21 protein-coding genes are annotated in these 20,697 nt (G+C 66.6%); 12 read left to right on the top strand and 9 right to left on the bottom strand.

What is annotated here, in order from left to right; genetic code table 11:
- Window positions 1–11: 11 nt before the first annotated feature.
- Window positions 12–1,091 (bottom strand): ankyrin repeat domain-containing protein, encoded by a 1,080-nt coding sequence (locus ACODS0_RS07035; RefSeq protein ID WP_488833864.1) that lies wholly within the window; start codon window positions 1,089–1,091, stop codon window positions 12–14.
- Between the two features lie 49 nt (window positions 1,092–1,140).
- On the opposite strand from ACODS0_RS07035, the gene ACODS0_RS07030 reads away from it, so the two are divergent.
- Window positions 1,141–1,830, top strand: a complete 690-nt coding sequence (locus ACODS0_RS07030; protein ID WP_488833862.1) for an HAD family hydrolase — start codon at window positions 1,141–1,143, stop codon at window positions 1,828–1,830.
- 64 nt (window positions 1,831–1,894) lie between these two features.
- On the opposite strand, the gene ACODS0_RS07025 is transcribed toward ACODS0_RS07030, so the two are convergent.
- Together ACODS0_RS07025 and ACODS0_RS07020 are read right to left on the bottom strand one after the other, a co-directional pair.
- Complete coding sequence (locus ACODS0_RS07025; protein ID WP_488833860.1) at window positions 1,895–2,194, bottom strand: hypothetical protein; 300 nt, start codon at window positions 2,192–2,194, stop codon at window positions 1,895–1,897.
- A 105-nt stretch (window positions 2,195–2,299) separates the two neighbouring features.
- Window positions 2,300–3,670, bottom strand: a complete 1,371-nt coding sequence (locus ACODS0_RS07020) for a hypothetical protein (RefSeq protein ID WP_488833858.1) — start codon at window positions 3,668–3,670, stop codon at window positions 2,300–2,302.
- A gap of 228 nt (window positions 3,671–3,898) precedes the next feature.
- Here ACODS0_RS07020 and dinG point away from each other — a divergent pair, with 228 nt between their 5' ends.
- From dinG to ACODS0_RS06995, 5 genes are all read left to right on the top strand, one after another.
- On the top strand, window positions 3,899–6,061 hold the full coding sequence (gene dinG / locus ACODS0_RS07015) for an ATP-dependent DNA helicase DinG (RefSeq protein ID WP_488833857.1): 2,163 nt from the start codon (window positions 3,899–3,901) through the stop codon (window positions 6,059–6,061).
- A 62-nt stretch (window positions 6,062–6,123) separates the two neighbouring features.
- The gene (locus ACODS0_RS07010) at window positions 6,124–6,483 is read left to right on the top strand and encodes a zinc ribbon domain-containing protein YjdM (RefSeq protein ID WP_488833855.1); all 360 of its coding nucleotides are present in this window, start codon (window positions 6,124–6,126) and stop codon (window positions 6,481–6,483) included.
- A gap of 246 nt (window positions 6,484–6,729) precedes the next feature.
- Complete coding sequence (locus ACODS0_RS07005; RefSeq protein ID WP_121421727.1) at window positions 6,730–7,233, top strand: pyridoxamine 5'-phosphate oxidase family protein; 504 nt, start codon at window positions 6,730–6,732, stop codon at window positions 7,231–7,233.
- A 297-nt stretch (window positions 7,234–7,530) separates the two neighbouring features.
- On the top strand, window positions 7,531–7,956 hold the full coding sequence (locus tag ACODS0_RS07000) for a CopG family transcriptional regulator (protein ID WP_228897069.1): 426 nt from the start codon (window positions 7,531–7,533) through the stop codon (window positions 7,954–7,956).
- A 59-nt stretch (window positions 7,957–8,015) separates the two neighbouring features.
- Window positions 8,016–9,287 (top strand): extracellular catalytic domain type 1 short-chain-length polyhydroxyalkanoate depolymerase, encoded by a 1,272-nt coding sequence (locus tag ACODS0_RS06995; protein WP_488833853.1) that lies wholly within the window; start codon window positions 8,016–8,018, stop codon window positions 9,285–9,287.
- A 30-nt stretch (window positions 9,288–9,317) separates the two neighbouring features.
- On the opposite strand, the gene ACODS0_RS06990 is transcribed toward ACODS0_RS06995, so the two are convergent.
- Window positions 9,318–9,602, bottom strand: a complete 285-nt coding sequence (locus tag ACODS0_RS06990) for a hypothetical protein (protein WP_488833851.1) — start codon at window positions 9,600–9,602, stop codon at window positions 9,318–9,320.
- Between the two features lie 357 nt (window positions 9,603–9,959).
- Entirely contained in the window at window positions 9,960–10,253 is a 294-nt protein-coding gene (locus tag ACODS0_RS06985) for a M28 family peptidase (protein ID WP_199731287.1), read from the bottom strand.
- A gap of 124 nt (window positions 10,254–10,377) precedes the next feature.
- Between ACODS0_RS06985 and ACODS0_RS06980 the strand changes: the two genes are divergently transcribed.
- From ACODS0_RS06980 to ACODS0_RS06965, 4 genes are all read left to right on the top strand, one after another.
- Window positions 10,378–10,989, top strand: a complete 612-nt coding sequence (locus ACODS0_RS06980) for a 3'-5' exonuclease (RefSeq protein ID WP_121421731.1) — start codon at window positions 10,378–10,380, stop codon at window positions 10,987–10,989.
- Between the two features lie 177 nt (window positions 10,990–11,166).
- Window positions 11,167–11,748 carry an NnrU family protein gene (locus ACODS0_RS06975; protein WP_121421732.1) on the top strand — a complete coding sequence of 194 codons (582 nt, stop codon included), beginning with the start codon at window positions 11,167–11,169 and terminating at the stop codon, window positions 11,746–11,748.
- Between the two features lie 103 nt (window positions 11,749–11,851).
- Complete coding sequence (locus ACODS0_RS06970) at window positions 11,852–12,109, top strand: DUF3297 family protein (protein ID WP_010464995.1); 258 nt, start codon at window positions 11,852–11,854, stop codon at window positions 12,107–12,109.
- 3 nt (window positions 12,110–12,112) lie between these two features.
- Complete coding sequence (locus tag ACODS0_RS06965) at window positions 12,113–12,583, top strand: ribonuclease HI family protein (protein WP_255424244.1); 471 nt, start codon at window positions 12,113–12,115, stop codon at window positions 12,581–12,583.
- A 54-nt stretch (window positions 12,584–12,637) separates the two neighbouring features.
- Here ACODS0_RS06965 and ACODS0_RS06960 read toward each other — a convergent pair whose 3' ends face one another.
- The 4 genes from ACODS0_RS06960 to ACODS0_RS06945 all read right to left on the bottom strand — a co-directional run bounded on the left by ACODS0_RS06960 (window position 12,638) and on the right by ACODS0_RS06945 (window position 15,436).
- Window positions 12,638–13,936, bottom strand: a complete 1,299-nt coding sequence (locus ACODS0_RS06960) for an RNA polymerase sigma factor (RefSeq protein ID WP_488833844.1) — start codon at window positions 13,934–13,936, stop codon at window positions 12,638–12,640.
- Between the two features lie 46 nt (window positions 13,937–13,982).
- Window positions 13,983–14,390 (bottom strand): VOC family protein, encoded by a 408-nt coding sequence (locus tag ACODS0_RS06955; protein ID WP_121421735.1) that lies wholly within the window; start codon window positions 14,388–14,390, stop codon window positions 13,983–13,985.
- 71 nt (window positions 14,391–14,461) lie between these two features.
- Window positions 14,462–14,998 carry an SRPBCC family protein gene (locus tag ACODS0_RS06950; RefSeq protein WP_436129466.1) on the bottom strand — a complete coding sequence of 179 codons (537 nt, stop codon included), beginning with the start codon at window positions 14,996–14,998 and terminating at the stop codon, window positions 14,462–14,464.
- Between the two features lie 24 nt (window positions 14,999–15,022).
- Complete coding sequence (locus ACODS0_RS06945; protein ID WP_121508052.1) at window positions 15,023–15,436, bottom strand: YciI family protein; 414 nt, start codon at window positions 15,434–15,436, stop codon at window positions 15,023–15,025.
- 236 nt (window positions 15,437–15,672) lie between these two features.
- On the opposite strand from ACODS0_RS06945, the gene ACODS0_RS06940 reads away from it, so the two are divergent.
- Both ACODS0_RS06940 and ACODS0_RS06935 read left to right on the top strand, forming a co-directional pair.
- Window positions 15,673–18,480, top strand: a complete 2,808-nt coding sequence (locus tag ACODS0_RS06940; RefSeq protein WP_488833840.1) for a WG repeat-containing protein — start codon at window positions 15,673–15,675, stop codon at window positions 18,478–18,480.
- A gap of 190 nt (window positions 18,481–18,670) precedes the next feature.
- The gene (locus tag ACODS0_RS06935; protein WP_488833837.1) at window positions 18,671–20,695 is read left to right on the top strand and encodes a TonB-dependent receptor plug domain-containing protein; all 2,025 of its coding nucleotides are present in this window, start codon (window positions 18,671–18,673) and stop codon (window positions 20,693–20,695) included.
- Window positions 20,696–20,697: the final 2 nt, after the last annotated feature.

Genomic DNA, 20,697 nt, shown 5'->3' with positions numbered 1-20,697 from the left:
GCAGTATTTCTTCAAGCAGCCGCCATGAAATCCAGGATGTCGTCGAAGTCCTTGCGGTCCTTGGGCGTCTGGTACTTGTAGGCAGCGAACGACTGCTGGAGCATTCCGGTCAGCCGGTCACGGCGTTGCACGAGTTCGGCCTTCCACGCCGGGTCGCGCACCAGCAGTTTCAGGATAGCGAGCTTGCCGTCCAGGTTCTCATACATGGCGTCGAACGAGCGGGCCGTGAGCTCCAGCAAATTGGCCAGCTTGGGCAGGCCGCGGGTTGTGGCGCCCTTGTCCAGCAGCAACTGCACGATCTTGGCTTGGTGGTAGTAGATGGCGATCTCGATGGGGTAGCTCGTTTCCGATGCGCCCTGAGCGCGCCCATCGGGGTCGGCACCGTGCTGCAGCAGCAGGTCCACGATCTTGGGTGCAGAGAACCGACAGGCCTCGTACAGGTTGGGATAGCCCTTGTGCGGCAGGTTGGGGTCGGCGCCATGCTCCAGCATGAGCTGCACGACCTTCACGCGCTTGTCGGTGATGGCCTTGTTCAGGCAGGCGTAGCCGGAAGAGAATGTGCTGTTGGGGTCGGCCCCCTTCTCCAGCAGGGCCTGCACGGTGGCTTGGTTCTTGGAGAACCCGATGGCGCGGATGAAGGCATAGGTCGGGTCGTTCTGCTCGCGCTCGGCGGCCTCAATGATCTTTCCCACCCGGCCGAGCTGGGCGGTCGGGGCCAGGGTCTTCATCAAGGCCACGACATCTACGGGCGGCTTTTTCTTGCCGTCGATGAAGCCGTATACAAGCTGGTGGGCGACCTCGTCGTCCACCAGCTCGGCGTGCAACGCATGGCACACCTTGGACAAGGGCTTGATGAAATCGTCAACATCGGCAGAGCCCGAGGTGAATGCCGCGTCGATCACCAGGCCCGAACGCTCGTAGCGGTCGAAGCCCAGGTGGTCCGTGGGGTGGATGCTGATCTTGCGGGCCGCGAAGAAGGCCCTGACCGCCGCTTCAAGCCCGGCACCACCGGGAGTGCTAAAAACCGCATGCAGTGTGTCGGCATCGGTATCGTTCTTGCAGACCAGCGTGAATCGCGTCGTGGTTTCCATGTTTTCTCAGATGGACTGAAGCAGTGGTTTTTGCAGGCATCATATTTCGATGCAGACACCTCGCCCGCCCTTCACCGCCGCCATCTTCGACATGGACGGACTGCTGGTCGACTCCGAGCGCGTGACCCTGCGCGCCTGGCTGGACGCCGCACGGGCGCGGGGTATTGCACTGGCAGTGGCCGACTACCTGCAGGTGGTGGGGCGCGCGTCCACCGACTCCGACACCATGCTCACGGCTTTGCTGGGTGGTCCGCAGATGTTCGAACAGGTGCATTCCGATGTGGCTGCGCGCCTGTGGGACGCGGGGCCAGAGCCCCTGTTTCCCCTCAAACCCGGCGCCGCCTCGCTGCTGCACGCCTTGCGGCAAGCAGGCGTGCCCTGCGCGGTGGCCTCATCGTCGCGGCGCGACGAGATCGAGCACCGCCTGGGCAGGGTGGGCGTGCTGCAGCACTTTCACGCCTGGGCTGGCGGCAACGAGGTGCCGCGCGGCAAACCCGACCCCGCCCTGTACCAGCTGGCGGCCGTGCGCCTGGGCGTGGACCCCGCACAGTGCCTGGCGTTTGAAGACAGCGAGAACGGCGCACGCGCAGCGCAAGCCGCAGGGGTCGCGGTAGTGATCGTGCCGGACCTCAGAGCGCCGGGCATCGAGGTGGTGGAGCGCAGCCACGGCGTGCTCGAATCGCTGGTGCACGCCCATGACCACCTGCCGCGCTGGTTCAGGGCGGCGCGGATCCCGTAAAACTGACAAGAATTGGCCTCTAGCGCTTATCCATCAAGCGCAAATAGCTATCAAATTTGCAGCATTACCGTTTCTGCTTCTGGTACGCCTTGTCGGCCGGTGGCCCCCGGTCGGTGTCCTGCAGTCCACGTTTCACATCACGGTAGGCCTGCTCCATCTTGGCGTCGGGTTCGCCGTCGGTCATGTTGACCGCCTCGTCGCGCTCATGGGGCAGGAGAGGTTCGGGCTCGCTCAGGTCTTCGGGTCCGCTGCCGGGGTGCGGCTGGGGCTGGGTGGTGTTCACGCGCCGCTCGGTGCGGGCGGGCACAGGAGCGGAGGGGATGATCTCCTCATCCTTGCGGGGGGCTGTGGGGGTCGTTTTCATGCGGGGCCTTGGTATGCAACGTGGAGTCCCTTCACCCTAGCGCCGCTGGCCGCGCCGCGCTGTAGGCCCAGGCCCTGCGCCGCTGCGGGCGTGCGGAGCCTGCTGTCACCAGAACAGCCACCGCTCCAGCGCATGGAGCACGATGACCACGATCACGCCGAGCAAAAAGAGGATCGCCTTGCGGCGCGCCCGCGCGCTCACCACCAGCTTGTAGACCGTGTACGCGGCGAGCGTTCCCACAAAAGGCGCCGCGATGGCGGCACCTGACAGGACGATGGCCACGAGCTTGCCCCAGCCGTCGATCCCGCCCATGGTCCAGATCGAACGCAAGTAGATCGCGCCCGGAATGGCCAGGCCCACCCACAGCACCCCGGACGCCACTGCCACGCTGACGTGGTGCGCGAGCAGGCCATAAAGCACCAACGAGCCCACCACCCCACCCAAGAACAGCAGGCGCTTGATCCAGAGCGGCAGCGACTCGCCAGAGCTGCGCGCTGGCGTGGCGTCACGGGCCTTCTTGGCCGCTGCGGCCGCCGCCTGGGCCCGTTCTTTTTGCAGTTGTTGCTGCTTCTCGGTAGATTCACGGGCGCCGCGCAGGAAGTCGTCCACCGCCGGGTTGTCCACCTGGCCCAGGATCCGGCCCGTGCGCGATAAAGCCTGGTCGTGCTGGGGCAGTTCGGTCTGCAGGGCCCCCCCCTGGCTGAACCACTCACCCATCTGCGCCAGCCACCCGACGCCGGGCGGCGGCAGCCCAAGGCCACCCTCGCCCGCGCGGCACAGGTAATGCTGCGTGCTTTGCGGCGGGATGAGCTGCCGCGTGCTGTAGCGGGGCAAATAGCATTGCATCAACGGCGCAGCCGCCTGCTGGCCGGGGCGGCCCAGGCGCAGCGCAAACTCCGGCAAAGGCACGGGCTCGCCCAGCCCATTGCGCACGCCCAGCCAAAGGTAAAGGCCCCGAGGCCGGCCATCTTTGGCCCGGTGCACCCAGAGGCCAGGGCCTTCTTGGGCAATGCTGTCCGCGCCCAGGGCATCCAGCTCGGACGGCAGCGGAACATCGGGGCCGTCCATGTCCCATAGCGGCCGCAGCTGGGCTTTGAGTAGGGAGGGCCAGACCGCACGCGCTCGGCGCTGCAGATCGTCCGCATCGACCTCGCGCCCGTGAGCGATGGCAACTTCGATGGTGCGACTGGCCTTCGCCGGCCGCCCTTCCAGGGCGAGCAACCATTCGTCGAGCAATGCAAGCCGCAGATAAAGCGCATCGGCCCCTTGTCCCTGGGCCTCTGCCGCACGCATCCATGCGTACCGGGTGGGCTGCTGCGGCACCAGCTCCTGCGCCAGCAACCGCTGGCGCGCAGGGCTGCCTGCCGGGGCAGCCGACGATGCGGGTTGTTGTGCCCATGCGCCCGATGCACCCACCATGCATAGCAGCACCGCAAACCACAGCACCCGCAGCACCCGCAGCAGGATGCGTTGCACACTTTTCGCCCCACCCGGAACACAGCTTGCGCTTGCCATTGCCCATGGCCTGCAGCGCAGCAGCGGACCGCAGTTCAGCGCAAATCCCCACGCATTTCCCCCCCGCATCTTTGCTCTCCTGTAGCTGTGCGGGGATTTTCTTTCAAGGCAGCTGCGGGGGGACAGCCCGCCCATCCGCCACAAGGCACTGCCCAGCGTCAACCTGTCTTCGGCATGCGACACTACTGTATGTCTCAACAGGTGTGGGCCGCGCAGGCCCTTGAATCTTTCGATGCGGTGGTGTCAGCCACCGAGGGTTTTCGCAGCCGTGCCGGCCAGCGGCTGATGGCCGAGCAGGTGGCGCGCACGTTCAGCAGCGCCACGCTGGGCAAGGTGGATGAAGAAAGCGGTGAAGACGCGCCTACGCGGTCCATCGCCGTGATCCAGGCGGGCACGGGCGTGGGCAAGTCGCTGGCGTACTGCGCGCCCGCCATCGCCCTGGCGCTGTCGCGCGGCACGCGGGTGCTGATCTCTACCGCCACCGTGGCGTTGCAAGAGCAGCTGGTCAACAAAGACCTGCCCGCGCTGGCCGCGCTGCTGCCCCAGCCCTTCAAATTTGCGCTGGCCAAGGGGCGCGGGCGCTATGTGTGCAAGCTCAAGCTGGACCGCCTGGCGGGCACGGGCGAGGCCGAGGAAGAGGCCGACGACGACCTGTTTGCCGAGGAAGAAGCCGCCGCCCGCGCCAAGCGCCCCCGGCACGAGACCGAGGCGCGCATCCAGTTCTATTCGACGATGGCGCAGACGCTGTCGAAAGGCGCCTGGGACGGCGACCGCGACAGCCTGGACACGCCCCCCGAGCCCGAGGTGTGGAGCCCCGTGGCAGCCGAGGGCGCGTCGTGCACCGGCAAACACTGCCCGGCCTTCAGCCAGTGCACCTACTACGACAAGCGCAAGGAGCTGGTGGGCGCGCAGGTGATTGTTGCCAACCACGATTTGCTGCTGTCATCGCTGGGCGCGCGCGTGCTGCCCGAGCTGGACAACTGCCTCCTAGTGCTGGACGAAGCCCACCACCTGCCCGCCACAGCGCTCGACCAGTTTGCGTGCAGCATGGACCTGTCGCACATCACCTGGATCGAGCGGCTTGCCAGCCGAGGCCTGCGCATTGGCGCACTGCTGGAGGTCGAAGAGATTGCCGACATCCCCAAACATTCGGCCCAGTTGCGCCAGACGCTGCAGGACCTGGCGCGCATCGTGATGGATGTGTACGGCGCCCAGCTCAAGAGCCAGCCCAGCGCCTGGGGGCCGGCGCGCGTGCGGGTGCCACGGGGCGAATTGCCCGAACAGCTCATTGCCCCGCTGGGCCTGCTGGCCGCCAGTGCCGAAGGCTTCCTCGATGCCCTGCGCGCCATCAGCAAAGCCCTGCGCGCCGAGATGCGCGACAAGCCCGACGAGGCCAAGCGCCTGTCCACGCTGTATGCACAAATCGGCATGCTGGCCCCGCGCCTGGAAGAGCTGCACGCCACCGCACAACTGCTGCTGCAGGATGCGCCCGAAGGCGCGGTGCCGGCAGCCAAATGGTTCACGCTGGAGGTGGATGGCGACTTCATCGTGGTCAAGGCGCACGCCAGCCCCATCCTGCCTGGCACCACGCTGCGCAACCACCTGTGGAGCGCGGTGCGCGGTGCGGTGCTGACCTCGGCCACGCTCACCAGCTGCGGGCACTTTGATTTCTTCTTGCGCGAGGCAGGCCTGCATGGCGACGAGGCGGCCACCACGCTGGAGGTGCCCAGCCCCTTCAACTACGCCGCGCAGGGCACGCTGATTGCAGCCGAAACCCGCGCGGACCCCAAGAACGCCGCGCAGTTCACCACCGAGATGGTGGACGCGCTGCTGCACGACATTGCCCACGTGGAATACGGCGCGCTGGTGCTGTTCACCTCGCGCGAGCAGATGCGCCAGGCGGTGGACGCGCTGCCCACCGCCATGCGCAGCGTGGTGCTGGTGCAGAACGCACTGCCGCGCACACAACTTCTCAAGCGCCATCGCGAGCGGGTGGAAAACGGCGAGCCCTCGGTCATCTTCGGCATGCAGTCGTTTGGCGAAGGGCTGGATTTGCCCGGGCGCCTGTGCGAATCGGTCTTTATCACCAAGCTGCCCTTCGCCCCGCCCGACGACCCCGTGGGCGAGGCCCGCGCCGAATGGCTGCGCGCCGTGGGCCGCGACCCCTTCAGCGAACTGGTGGTGCCCGCCACCGCCATCCGCTTGGCGCAGTGGGTGGGCCGCGCGATTCGCACCGAAGAAGACATGGCGCATGTGTACTGCTACGACAAGCGCCTGACGCGCACCAGCTACGGCCAGCGGCTGCTCAAAGGGCTGCCACCGTTTGCGCTGGAGCAACGCGCGCCGCTGTGAAGCGGCGACACTTTGCGCACCGATTTCACAACCACTACAACAACGACAGAGAGGACCCCACCATGCCCCACACCATTCCCGCCTGCCCCCAATGCGGCCAGGAGAACACCTACCCGGATGGCAGCAACTATGTGTGCCCCGACTGCGCTTTTGAATGGCCGCAAGTGGCCGATACTGCCGAGTCCGATGCCGCAGAAACAGGCGACGGCGTGGTGCGCGATGCCAACGGCAATCCACTCGCAGACGGCGACGCGGTGATCCTGGTGAAAGACCTCAAGGTCAAGGGCTCCTCGTCCACCCTCAAGAAGGGCACCAAGATCAAGAGCATCCGCCTGGTCGACGGCGCCGATGGCCACAACGTGGACTGCAAGACCGACCTGGGCAGCATGCTGCTGAAGTCGGAGTTTTTGAAGAAGGCGTGAAGCGCCTTCCCTCCACTTGGCGCACCACGCTGTACCGTGACAGCACGGCAGGTGCTGCGCAAGGCGGAGGCACCGGTGCAGCCGCACGGGCAGCATAGGTAACGCCCGGTCCTGACCCATCCTGTCTGGGCGGGTCGGACGGGATGTCGGACAAGCGCCCACGCACAGGCGGGCAGGGGGACGACGCGGCGCAGGGCGCGGGCGGCCTAGAGTCGTAGCACCCCCTCCATTTCACGGAAGCCCCCCATGCACCACGACACCCCCGGCCACGAAACCTTGTGGAAACTCATCAAGGACATTCGGTTTGGCATGCTCACGCACCGCACCTCCACGGGCATGCTGCACGCGCACCCGCTCACCACGCAAAACCGCCAGTTTGACGAACACGGCGAGCTGTATTTCTTCATCCCCAAGTCGGGCGAGCTGTACGAACGCCTGCTGACCGATGGCGAAGTCAACGTGTCGTATGCCAACCCGGACGACGACAGCTACGTGTCGCTGTCGGGCCAGGCACGCGCTGTGGACGACCATGCGCAAAAACAAGCCCTGTGGTCCCCCATGGCCCAGGCGTGGTTCCCGGGTGGCGTGTCCGACCCCAACCTGGCGTTGCTGGCCGTGCGCATCCGCCATGCCGAATACTGGGATGTGGATGAAAGCAAGATGGTGCAGCTCTTCAAGATGGCCAAGGCCGCCATCACGGGCGAACCACCGCGCAGCCTGGGCGAGCACAAGGAACTGACCTTGTATTGAGCTGAGCGGCAGGCCCCCGGGCGGCTGTTTCCCCAAGGTGGGGCAGTGGCCGGAGGCACGCCACACCCTGCCGCAATGCCAGGAAGAGCGTCAGCGTCTCGCACAGAAATTCAAGAAAAAATGGGCTCCAGCGCTTTTCTATCAAGCGCTAATAGCTACATATTTCATAGCAAAACCACCGAGCCATGGAGCCCACGGGCTCCTTTTTCTTTGGGCCACGGCTCTTGAAACAGGGCGCCAAGGCATCCACATGCCATCCATTCACCATCCCCTTGGATGTTTTATGGAGTTTTCCCGATGAACAACATCGTTCCCATCGCCCCATCGCGCGGCAAGGTGCCCGAGTCCGAGAAGGTCACGATCAACCTGGGCTTCGTGGACCTGGGCCACATTGACCTGCTGGTCTCCGAAGGCTTTTACGCCAACCGCACCGACTTCATCCGCACCGCCATCCGCAACCAGCTGACCGCCCAGAACGACGCCGTGCGCCAGGTGGTGGCCCGCAAGATGCTTGTGCTGGGGCTGCAGCGTTTTGGCCGGGCCGAGCTGGAGGCCGTGTTGGCGGCGGGCGAGACGCTGGAGATCCGCGTGCTGGGCCTGGCCAGCATCGACGACGACGTGCCGCCCGCTCTGGCGCAGGCCACGATTGCCTCGGTGACGGTACTGGGCGCGTTCCATGCCAGTGCGGCCGTCAAGACCGCCCTGGCCGGGCGCATGCATTGAACACCACCGACCCGGACCGCAGCGCACCGCTGGCGCGCCCACCCACACAAGGAGTCCCCATGGACTGGAACCTCAATCTCAAGCGCCTGATGGGCGAAGCCACCCAGCTGGTGCGCAGTGGCCAGCTGGCCGACGCTACGCGGGCCATCCAGCAGACCCTGGGCGCAGCCGTGGCGCGCCACAGCAACGAACCGACACCTGCCAGCGCAGGGGCTACGCCGTTGCAAGCGCCATCACCCGCAGGCGACGAGGCCCCACGCTGGCGCAGCGCCGCCGCCGCGCAAGATGTGGAAGACGCCGTGGTCATCGACCGCAGCGCCCCCACCCCCCACGCCGAGCCAAAGGCCCCCACAGCACCACGCCCCGCCGCCAACAATCACCCGCTGGCCGAGCCGCCCGGCAGCTTCACCCGCGTGGTCTTCACCCACGCCGATGCACGGCGCCACCCGCACCACTACCACCTGTACGTGCCCCCGGGCGCCACGGCAGGCACCCCCATGCCGCTGGTGCTGATGCTGCACGGCTGCACGCAGAACCCCGTGGACTTTGCCACCGGCACAGGCATGAACGACGCAGCCGCCCCCGCCAACGCCCTGGTGCTGTATCCCGAGCAACCCCACAGCGCCAACCCCAACGGCTGCTGGAACTGGTTTCGCCCCGGCGACCAGCACCGAGGCAGCGGCGAGCCCGCGCTGCTCGTCGCCATGCTGCAGGACGTGATGGCGCGCCACCCGGTGGATGCGCAACGCGTCTACGTGGCGGGCCTGTCGGCTGGCGGCGCCATGGCCGCACTGCTGGGCCGCGAATACCCCGAGCTGTTTGCCGCCGTGGGCGTGCACTCCGGCCTGCAGGCGGGCGCGGCGCACAACGTGATGGGCGCGCTGTCGGCCATGAAAAACGGCGCCAAACCCGGCGCCGCCACCCACCCCACCGCCGAGACCCCTGCACTGCCGCCTCCGCCGATGATCGTGTTCCATGGCGACGCCGACACCACCGTGCACGCCCACAACGGCGAGCAACTGGTCCAGGCCACGCTCACCGCCCTGGCCACCGCCCCGGGCGGTGCAGCGCAGACGGTGGAGGCCGTGCACACAGGCCAGTCCGCCAGCGGGCAGGGCTACACGCGCAGGGTGTATGCGCGGCCAGGCCCGGCCTCTTCCAGCAGGGCATCGCCCAGCCCCGTGGTGGCAGAACACTGGGTGCTGCACGGCGCAGGCCACGCGTGGGCCGGCGGGCACGCGGGTGGCAGCCACACCGACCCACGCGGCGTGGCTGCCACGCAGGAGATGCTGAGGTTTTTTCTGGAGCATCCGCGCGCTGCGAGGGATTGACAAGCACCCGCGCAAGATCGCGCACAACATTCAATAGGTGACGGTGATGCCGGCATCCCTGGCGCCGACGCGCACATGCTCCGATTCAAGATCCGTCTTGAGGACGGCCTTGGTGCCACCGGCGGGCACCGTAAACGGATTGCCATAGCCGGCCGATCCCTTGATCGCGCTGCTGTAGTTTCCAGAGCCCGCCGGCTTCTGATAGTCGACGTGCACGCTGGCCTTGGCACCCGGAGCAGCAATGCTCATGCCGTTGGAATTGCCGAGATCGATTTCGCGGGTGGTGTCTTGGGCGATGGTGACGGTGGTAGCCATGTGGAACTCCTCAAAGATGAAGCTCGACGATGTGTCGGGCCGGGGGAGTCAATGTAGGCAGCCGAATGCGCGCTGACGATTACAGGCCATTACAGGGCGCCAAGAAAAGGCTCTCCGTGCCAGAGAGTCTCGCCACCGTGTGCGATGGCATCACTCCCCCCACCGCGACTCCTCGGTCTTTGGTGCGCCCGGCTAAGGCGACGCTGAACAAGTCCCCGCGATGGCGCGCGCCATGGTTTGGGATGGGATGCAAGGCGCAAGCCACAGCGATGGCCGTAGCTATCGCGAGGATTTGCAACGCGGCAGACCGCCCAAAGCAGGGATGCGCGGTGCGCGAGGGACTTGTTCAGCGTTGCCCTAATGCGCGAGGTCGCGCACCACGCCTTCGAGCCCCTGAACCACGCGGGCCAGCCGGTCGAAATCCACCTTGTCCGGGGTGTCCTGGCGGGTGTGATAGTGCGGATAGCGGTAGGGGGCGGTGTCGGTCACCATCAACGCGGGATAGCCTGCGTCGAGGTAGGCCGCGTGGTCTGAATAGTCCACGCCGGGGATGCGCCGGGGCGCCGCAATGCCCTCGGACGCAAACGCGGCGTGGGACCGAAAAGACCGCACCACCTTGCGCACCAGGCCCAGGTCGCCGGGCGTCGCCAAAAAAGCAATGAAATCGCCCTTCCAGAAAAGTGCGTGGGGCAGTGTAGAACGCGCATTCCCGTCCGGTTCACACAACGATGGCCAAGTGCAGCGGCACAATTCTTTCTTTTTGCACCTCCACTCCATGCCCCCCATCGCCGTCATCGACTTTGAAACCACCGGCATCTCGCCCGGCCAGGGCGCGCGTGCGACCGAGGTGGCGATCGTGCTGCTGGAAAAAGGGCAGGTGGTGGACCGTTTTCAAAGCCTGATGAAAACGGGGGTGTGGATACCGTCGTTCATCACCCAGCTCACCGGCATTACCAACGCGATGGTGAACGCCGCGCCCGATGCGGCGGGGGTGATGCAGGACGCGGCGCGTTTTGTGGGCGATGCGCCCATGGTGGCGCACAACGCTTCGTTTGACAGCAAGTTCTGGCAGGCCGAGCTGGCCCTGGCCGGGCTGCCCGCGCCGCAGCCGTTTGCGTGCACGGTGCTGCTGTCGCGGCGGCTGTACCCGCAGGCGCCCAGCCACAAGCTGGGCTCGCTGGTGGACTACCACGGCCTGCCGCGCACGGGCCAGGCGCACCGGGCGCTGGCCGATGCCGAGATGGCTGCTGCGCTGCTGGCGCGCATGCAGCACGACCTGCGCACGCGTTGGAGGGTGGCCGAGCCCAGCTACACGCTGCTGCAAACGCTGCAGCGCTGCGCCAAGCCCAAGGTGGGGGCGCTGCTGGCGCAGCATGCGGTGGCCTAGCGAGAGCCCGCTGAGGGCACGCCAAGCAACACCCATTAACTATCAATTTGATAGCTATCAGTGCATGATGGACGAGCGCAGAAGGCCATTTTTATTCAAATTTCTTGCATACTGAGGCCGCGACAATCCCACACAAGGTGGCTGCGCCCACAACAACCCCCGATGAAAGGTCTTGCCATGGAAATTCTGGTACTTGGACTGGTGCTGTTTCTGGGTGTGCATTCGGTGCGCATCGTGGCCGATGGCTGGCGCACGCAGACGCTGGCACGCATGGGTGAGATGCCGTGGAAGGGGTTGTATTCACTGGTCTCCGCCGTGGGCCTGGCACTCATCGTGTGGGGCTATGGCTTGGCGCGGCAGCAGCCGGTGGTGCTGTGGGTGCCGCCCATTGGCATGCGGCATGCTGCGTCGCTGCTGACGCTCATTGCCTTCATCCTGCTGGCCGCCACCTACGTGCCGCGCAATGCCATAAAGGCCCGGCTGCACCACCCCATGGTGCTGGGCGTGAAGGTGTGGGCGCTGGCACATTTGCTGTCCAACGGCAACCTGGCCGATGTATTGCTGTTTGGCAGCTTTTTGCTGTGGGCCGTGCTGAGCTTTCGGGCCGCACGGCAGCGCGACCGGGCGATGAACACCGGCTACGCGCCCGGCACTGCGGCGGGCACGGGCGTGGCCGTGGTGGTGGGCGCTGTGGCCTGGGTGGGCTTTGCGTTCTGGGCGCATGCATGGCTGATCGGCGTTGCGCCTCTCGCGCGGTAGGGCGGCAGGGGCTTGGCGCAGCACTGCAGGACCAAATCCCGGAGAATCCGCGCTTTCCGTTTTTGTTTTCTTTCCCATTGCCTTTTCACACTGAGCCTTCTGCATGACCGACGCAACCACCTCCACCACGCCACCCCCCTTGCCCGATCACCTGTCGGTGGACCCCCGCAGCCCGCACCATGTGGCGGAGGTGTTCAAGCACGACATCGGCATCCGCTTCAACGGCAAGGACCGCAGCGATGTCGAGGAATACTGCGTCAGCGAAGGCTGGGTGAAAGTGCCCGCAGGCAAGACGGTGGACCGCAAGGGCCAGCCATTGATGATCAAGCTCAAGGGCAAGGTAGAAGCGTTCTACAAATAGGCCGTGGCCACCGAACCCGCCCACTGGGTGGTGCACTGCGACGGCAGCGCCGTGCCCAACCCCGGGCGCATGGGGCTGGGGGCAGTGCTGGTGGGGCCCGGTGGGGCCACGCAACACACCATTTCTGAAGCCACGACCTTCACCGGTTGCAACAACGAGGCCGAACTGCGCGCGCTGCTGCGGGCGCTGCAGTGGCTGGAACCCCAGGTGGTGGCGACGGCAACCACCGTGCAGGTGCTCAGCGACAGCAGCGTGCTGGTGGAGCAACTGGGCAAGCAGGCCGTAGCGCCTATCGAGCGGCTGGCACCGCTGTTTGACGAGGCGCGCCGTGTGCTGCAGCGGTTTGCACAGGTGGACCTGCAATGGGTTCCCCGCCACCGCAATGGGGCGGCCGATGCGCTGGCGCGTGCCGCGCTGGGTCTGGCGCCCAAGGTGGCCACGCCACACGGCCGCACCCAAAAGCGGCGGCGCTGATCCTGCCCTGCTCCGGCCTGCTTCACGCAGCGCGCCGGCTGGAAGTCATGTCCATCACGCTCGCGCTCGCGCTCGCGCCAGCAGCAAGGCCTTTTCCTGCGCATTGCGCGTCAGGCTGGCGGCCCGTTCAAACTCTGCACAAGCTTCCGTCTGGCGCCCCAGCTTGGCCAGCAGGTCGCCCCGCACACTGGGCAGCCAGTGGTAGTGGCGCAGGCTGGGTTCTGCGGCCAGTTCATCCACCAGGGCCAGTGCTGCGGCCGGACCCAGGGCCATGCCCACCGACACGGCGCGATTGAGAGCGACCACAGGCGAGGGCGCCACCTGCAGCAGTGCGTCATACAGCGCCACGATGTGGTGCCAGTCGGTGTCTTGGGCGCGGTGCGCGCGCGCATGGCAGGCCGCAATCGCACCCTGCAGCGCATAGGGCCCCCAGGCATGGCCCACGCATGCCAGCTGCTCGGCCTTGTCGAGGGCGGCCAGCCCCCGGCGCACCAGCAGGTGGTCCCAGCGCGCACGGTCCTGGTCCATCAGCAGCACGGGCTGGCCCTGTGCGTTGGTGCGTGCGGGCAGGCGCGAGGCCTGGATTTCGAGCAGTGCCACCAGCCCCTGCACCTCGGGCTCATCGGGCACCAGGCTGGCCAGCACGCGCACCAGTCGCTGCGCCTCGCCACACAAAGCGGGGCGCATCCAGTCATCCCCCGCCGTGGCGGCATAACCTTCGTTGAAGATGAGGTAGATCACCTCCAGCACCGAGGCCAGTCGCGGCGCGCGCTCCGCAGGGCCGGGCACTTCAAACGGAACGTGGGCCGCAGACAGGCTTCGCTTGGCGCGAACAATGCGCTGGGCCACGGTGGGCTCGGGCACGAGAAACGCGCGTGCGATCTCAGCCGTGGTGAGCCCGCCCAACAGCCGCAAGGTGAGCGCCACACGCGCCTCGGTGGGCAGCACGGGGTGGCAGGCGGTGAAGATGAGGCGCAGCAGGTCGTCACCAATGTCATCCTGCTGTACGTGCATCAGGGTCTCCACCACGTCGGGCGCGTACTGCGCTTCGAGCGCTTCGAGGTCGTGGCCCAGGGCTTCGTTCTCGCGCGTGTGCAGCGCCTGCTGGCGAAGGTGGTCGATGGCGCGGCGCTTGGCCGTGGTCATCAGCCACGCCGCCGGATTGGCGGGCAGGCCGGTGGTAGGCCAGTGCTCCAGCGCGGCCACCAGCGCGTCCTGCGCCAGTTCCTCGGCCCGGCCCACGTCCCGCGTCATGCGCGCAACGCTGGCGATGATGCGCGCGGCCTCGATACGCCACACCGAGTCGATGGTGCGGTGCAGGGCATCGCGGTCGGGAAGGGTAGAGGGTTTCACGCGATCAAAAGGTGTGAATGAATCCGGCGCATTCATTCACACGTTCTCATCCCAGCGCCTTGCTGGCGTCCACCATGTGCACAAACTCCCAGGTGTGCCCATCCAGGTCGTCAAAGCTGCGCGAGTACATGAAGCCCAGGTCCTGCGCAGGGCGGGGGGTGGTGCCGCCCGCAGCCACGGCCTTGTCCACCAGCGCATCGACTTCTGCACGGCTTTGGCAAGAGAAGCACACCAGCACCTCGGAGGTGGTGCGCGCATCGGCAATCGTCTTGCTGGTGAAGGTCTGGTAGAAGTCCTTGACCAGCAGCATCACGAAGAGGTTTTCGCCCACCACCAGGCAGGCACCCTGGTCGTTGGTGAACTGGGGGTTGAAGTCATAGCCCAGTGCGCGGAAGAACGCCTGCGAGCGGGCCATGTTCTCGATGGGCAGGTTCACGAAGATTTGTTGGTGCATGAGGTGCTCCTGAGGAGTAAGGAAGGTAAAGCGAAACGAAAGGTTTTGCAAAGCGCAACAGGGGATGGGGCTCAGCCGGCAGGCTTTTGCACCACAGCCTGCAGGTTGACCAGGCCGTCTTCAAAGTCCTGGCCCACCATGCGGTCCATGTTGAAAACCAGGTGCGCAATCTTGGCCAGGTAGGGCACAGGGCCATGCATGGCCCAGGTGACGCGGGTGGTGCCTGCCCCTTCGGGCTGCAGCGTGAACTCGACCTGGTTGTGGGCTTCGAACGGGGCCACAAAGTCGAGCTTCATTGCCACGCGCGCCGGGGCCGTGGCATCGACGATCTCCATGCTGCCGGTGCCCACCTTGTCGCCCTGCCACGCATAGCGCGCGCCGGGGCCGATGGTGTTGGCGCTGTACTCGCCCTTGGCGGCGGGATCCTTGCGTTCGTACGGGTTCCAGGTGTTGAACTGGCGCAGGTCGTGGATGAGGCCGTACACACGCTCGGGCGGGGCGGAGATGACGCGGCTGCGCTCCACGCGGAAGGTGTCGGGGCGGGTGGCAGCAAACGCCAGGAAAAGTCCCAGCGCCGCCAGCAGCACAAGGGCAATGGTCTTGATCATGGTAGAGGGTCCTCCCGGTTGGTTTCAGCCGCGCATCGCTTCGAGGTCGTGGAATTTCTCCACGCCTTCGACGCCGGCAAAGTCCTCCATCTCAAAGAGCTGGCGCACTTCGATCTCGGCATCGAGCCCCTCACCCCGCGGATTGGGAAAGCGGCGCGTCCATTCCAGCGCCTCGCCCTTGCTGCGCACCTGGATCAGGGTGTAGCCGGCGATGAGTTCCTTGGTTTCGGTGAACGGCCCGTCGGTCACGGTGCGGCCGCTGGCGGTGTAGCGCACACGCCAGCCCTGCGCGCTGGGCTTGAGGCCGCTGCCGTCCAGCAGCACGCCCGCATGGGCCAGTTCTTCGTGGTAGCGGGCCATCTCGGCCATCAGGGCGGCGCTGGGCATGCAGCCTTGTTCGGATTCGGCAGTGGCTTTGACGATGATCATGAATCGCATGGGGTTCTCCTGAAAGTGATGGGTTGAGGGCCCGTTGGTGGACCTTCACCTGCACGACGAACGAAGGCCGGGCAGATCGACAGGACGGTTCAAAAAATCAGGGTAACTACGTAGAAAAAAGTCGCCAAGGTGTCAGGTGCAGCCCAAGGTGTGGGGCATTTGCCAAGGCGTGCAAATGGTTACGCGCCCGGCCAGACACCCTCGGTAGGATGCCGCGCGGAGAGCCCCCGAGCACAATGAACGAAGACAGCGACATCACCACCGAACCTGCCCCTCCCTGGCTGGCCAGCATTCCGCTGGAACCCAGCTGCCAGACCCCGGCCCTGGTCATCGTCCACCCCGGGCGGGCCGTGGTGCCACCAGAAGGCTTGAAGGCGGTATTGCGCTTCAACGCCGACGGGCGCGGCGGCTGGGTCAGCGCTGCCCAGGCCGACAACTCGCTGTGGGGCTATATCGATGGTGAAGGCTGCTGGCGCGTGCCGCCCGCGCTGCAGAACGCACGCAACTTTTCAGAAGACGGACTGGCGCGCTTTTGCGACGGGGGCCGCTGGGGCTTTGTGGACCTGGCGGGTGCGGTGGTCATCCCCCCGACCTTCGACAACGCCCACCCATTCCGCAACGGGGTGAGTGCCGTGCAGGTGGGCCAGGATGCATGGCGCCCCATCGACCGCGAGGGCCAGCCCACCAGCGACGAAGTTTTTCATGAACTGGGCCTGTTCGGCGCGAACGGCCTGGCCCGCGCCACGCTGTGGAAAAAGGATAGCAACCAGCGCACCCGGGGCTTTGTGGACCGCGCGGGCCGCTGGGTGGTTGAACCCCGCTTTCGCGATGCCAAGCCGTTTGGCGAGTCCCCCACCACGGCCGCATCGCTCGATGGAGAACGCTACGGGCTGATCAATGCCCGGGGCGATTGGGTGCTGAAGCCGCATTACCCCAGCATCGACGCTTTCAACAGCGATGGCCTGGCCTATTTTGACGAACCCAACGCCTGGGACAACGGCCACGGCTATCTCGACGCCCGGGGCAAGGTGGTGGTCAAGGGTGGCCGCCACCTGTCTCGGCGCATGGTCTGCGGCGTGGTGGCCAACAGCTACGACGGCACGGGTTTTCTCACGGCCGAAGGCAAGCCCTTGCCCGGCCCGCGCCTGAGCTATGGCTCGGACTTTTCTGCCGAGAGCGGCTTTGCCGTGGTGCGCACCGCCGCGCAAGGTCCGTCGGCCTGCGCCACCTGGGGCCTGCTGCATCCCGATGGCCGTTTCGTGCCGGCACCGGCGCATCTGCTGGAGCCGCTGACCAACGGCGATGGCTGGCTGGTGGGCAATACGCCCGATACCCCGCTGGTGCCGTTCCTCACCCGCGATGGTCAGCTGGCGTACATCGACGGCGAAGGGGTTGTGGTCTGGCGCGCGCACTATGACGGCCAGCAGGTGGCCTTGCTCGGCGCCGAAGGTGCGCCCCTGTGGCGCAGCGGCGTGCGCGAGAACTGCTGGCCGCCCCGGCCCTTTTTCCATGCCCCCCTGACCGACCACCTGGAAGGCCTGGACACGCTCGACGGCATCGTGCCCCTGGCCAGCCGCCTGCTGGCCCAGGCCGAGACACGCCTGCACCAACTGGCTGCGGGCGACATGCTGCAAGCTGACCGCGCGGGCACGGAAAAGGACGATGACGGCACCGACGATGAGGAAGATGCGGACGACCCAGACCAGGTGCAGGCCGACCGCACCGTGGTCGTGCGCCGGGTCATGCGCGCCTACCTGAGCGATTCGCACAACGGCCCGTATGAATTCCTGTCTGCCGACCTCCACCGCGCGGTGAACGAAGCCCGCGAGGCCATGGTGCAGCGCCTGTCAGCGCGCTTTGGCCCGGCCGACCCGGACCCCGAACACGCCGCCCCCTGGCACCGCAGCGGCGACCACACCCAGGCCTGGGCCTCGCCGCTGGCCAGACCCCTGCCCGGTGATGGCGGAGTGCTGCGCGAATCGCGCGAGCAGTGGCTCACGCTGTACCAACACGCGGATTCCGGCGATGGCGACGCATGGTGGGAGCTGTGGCTGATGGCAGCGCCCAGCGTGGATGCGCTGCAGCTGGCGCAACGTGCGCGTTCTGCACAGCCAGCACCCCAGGCCCAAGCCGCCGACGAGACCACGCTGATGGCACAGCTGCAGTCGCACCCACGTACGCTGGCCGATGTGCCGCGTGAACACATCACCCACGCCATGGTGGACGCCGCGCTGGCCGCCGATGAAGACACCGTGCGCTTTGTGCCCAGGCGGCTCATGACACCCGCACGCTATGCCACCGCGCTGCGGCAGGGTGTGAAGAGCTTTGCGCAAATACCGGCCGGGATGCTCAGCGAGGACGCCTGCATCGCCCGCGTGCAGGACGGTGGCTGGCACCTGGAACAGGTGCCCGAGACCTTGCGCACCGTCGCTGTCTGTGCGCACGCGCTGCGCCGCAGCCCCAGTGCGCTGGAACACGTGCCCGAATCCCTGCGTGCACAGGCGCGCGAAGCGATGGCCCAGCTACCCCCGGACGCACAGGAAGAAGACCCGCCACGCGCGGGTGGCGACCTGGGCGACTGGTTGTCCCGGCGCGTGGTGGGCTCGGCCCTGCGAGGCCAGGACACCACGGCACGCAGGCTCCAGCACAAGGGATTTTTGGCAGCGTTTGTGATGCAGGCAGCACTGACCGCCAAGTCAGACACGCCCCCCACCCTCCGGGGGATGGCGGGGTGGTTCGAGCAGCGGCCAGTGCTGGCGCTGGTGGCCCACCTGCTGCTGGGCCTCGCAGCCTTGGTGGGCCATGCATTCGTCTCGGTCGCGGCCTGGCGGGCCGAGGGCCCGTGGATCGGGCTGGGCACCTTCGCACTGATGGGCTTTGCGGAGCTGTACTGGGCGTGGCGTTTTGTAGCGTCCAGCCCCTGGAGCCCCTGGCTGGCGCTTGCAGCCACCCTGGTGGTGGTGTACGTGTTCGGCTGGCGCCGCCTGTACCGCCGCGTGGGGCTGGCCTACGCGGCACGTGAGGGCATCACGCCCGTCGAGTGAGCTCCGGCAAGGGTTCACGGGCGGCCGCTGCACTTTTTACAGTTTTCTAGGGGTCATTACCGATCCCCGGAGAGACTGTTCGGTCCCGGCGATGGATACACTTTGTAAACCTTTCGCCCCACTGATTCACGAACCTCCAGAACGCCTTGGCCTGCATGCGCGGGCCCTCACCACAGCGGGTGCACCACCCATGCAAAGAGGATCGGAACCCAATACAACCCAGCGGACACAGCAGCTGGTGCTGGCGCTGCTGTGTGGCTTTGCATCCCACGCTGCCGCGCAGGCGGACATTGCCCAGCTGCCGCTGGAACAGCTCATGCAGATGGAGGTCCGGACGGCCAGCCGGTATGCGCAAACCGCCCTGGAAGCGCCCGCCGTGGTGAGCGTGGTGACCGCAGACGACATCCGGCTTTTTGGCTATCGCACGCTGGCGGAAGTGCTGGGCAGCATGCGCGGGCTGTATGTCTCGTACGACCGCTCTTACCACTACCTTGGCACACGCGGCTTTGCCACACCGGGCGACTACAACACCCGGGTGCTGCTGCTGGTCAACGGCGTGCGCTTTAACGACAACCTCTACGACCAGGCCACCATCGGCACGGATTTCCCGCTCGACCTGGACCTGGTGGACCGCGTGGAGTTCGTTCCCGGGCCGGGCTCTGCGGTGTATGGCGCCAATGCGTTCTTTGGCGTGGTCAATGTCATCACGCGCAACGGCCGCCAGCTGGCCGGGCCGCAGATCAGCGTGGAGGCGGGCAGCCAAGGCAGCGCCAAGGCACGCTTCTCGCTGGGCACGGTGGATGCCCAGGGCAGCGACTGGCTCGTCGCGGTGACGCGCTCCAGCAGCCGGGGGGCAGATCAGTACTTTTCGGCGTTCGACGCGCCCGAGACCCACCATGGTGTAGCGCACCGCCTGGATTTCGACCGCAACACGCAGCTGTTTGCCCGCATGCAGCGGGAGGGGCTCACGCTCACCCTGGCCCATGGCGAGCGCACCAAGGGCACGCCCACGGCTTCGTTCTCGCAGGCCTTCAACGACCCACGCTCGCGCTACATCGACACCACCACCCGCCTGGCGGCCGAAACCACGCACCAGATTTCGTCCTCACTGGCGCTCACCGGCCGCGTACACGCCGGGCGCTACCGCTTCGTGGGCGACTATGTGTACGACTACCCACCCCTCACGGTCAACCGCGACGTCGGCACCGGGCAGTGGTGGGGCACCGACTGGCAGTGGGTCAGCACGGCGTTTGCACGCCACAAGCTCGCCTGGGGCATCGACTACCGGCGCGACACCCGCATCCAGCAGCTCAACGTCGATCTGGACCCACCCGCCCAGTACCTGGACACCCGCCGCTCGGGCGATGCGCTGGGCATCTACATGCAGGATGAATTTGCGCTGGCGCCCACACTCACGCTGCACACCGGGCTGCGCTGGGGCAAGCAGTCCGGCAGTGCGGGCAGCTTCCATCCCCGGCTGGGCCTGGTGTATTGGTGGACCCCCTCTACCGCCCTCAAGCTGCTGCACGGCACGGCCTACCGGCCCCCCAATGCCTACGAACGCGACTACCGCGTGGACCTGCCCGGCGGCATCGTCAGCTCGGAGGGGCTTCGGTCGGAAAAGGTGCGCACCACAGAGCTGGCCCTCGAACATGCCCCCACCGGCGCCACCCGCATGCTGCTGACGGCGTTCCGGTCGCAGGTGACCGACCTGATCGCGCTGGGCGATGCGAACGCAGCGGAAAGACTGAATTTCGGCAACACCGGCAGCGTGCGCGTTCACGGGCTGGAAGCCGAGGTGGAACAGCGCTGGCAAGGCGGCTCGCGCCTGCGTGTGGCCTATGGCTGGCAAAAGGCGCGCAACACCAGCACCCCCCAGCCGCTGACGAACTCTCCCCGGCACTTGCTCAAGGTCCAGTGGTCGGACACCCTGGCGCTGGGCGCATGGGCAACGCCAGGCGCTGGCAGGCCGGGCCAATATGCCGTGGAGGCCATTGGCGTGGGCGCGCGCGCAACCCGTTCGGGCGCACGCCTGCCGGGGACCATCGTCACCAACCTCGTCTACACACAACGCTTTGCGGATGTGGACGTGTCGATGGGCGTCTACAACCTGTTCAACCACCGGCATGCAGACCCCGCCTCGTACGAGATCCGCGAAGAATCGATCCGGCAGGATGGACGGACCTACCGGCTCAAGCTCACCTACGCGTTCTGAGC

The organism is Acidovorax sp. FG60 (genome assembly GCF_057808995.1).
This window is presented reverse-complemented; position numbering and strand designations above follow the sequence as displayed.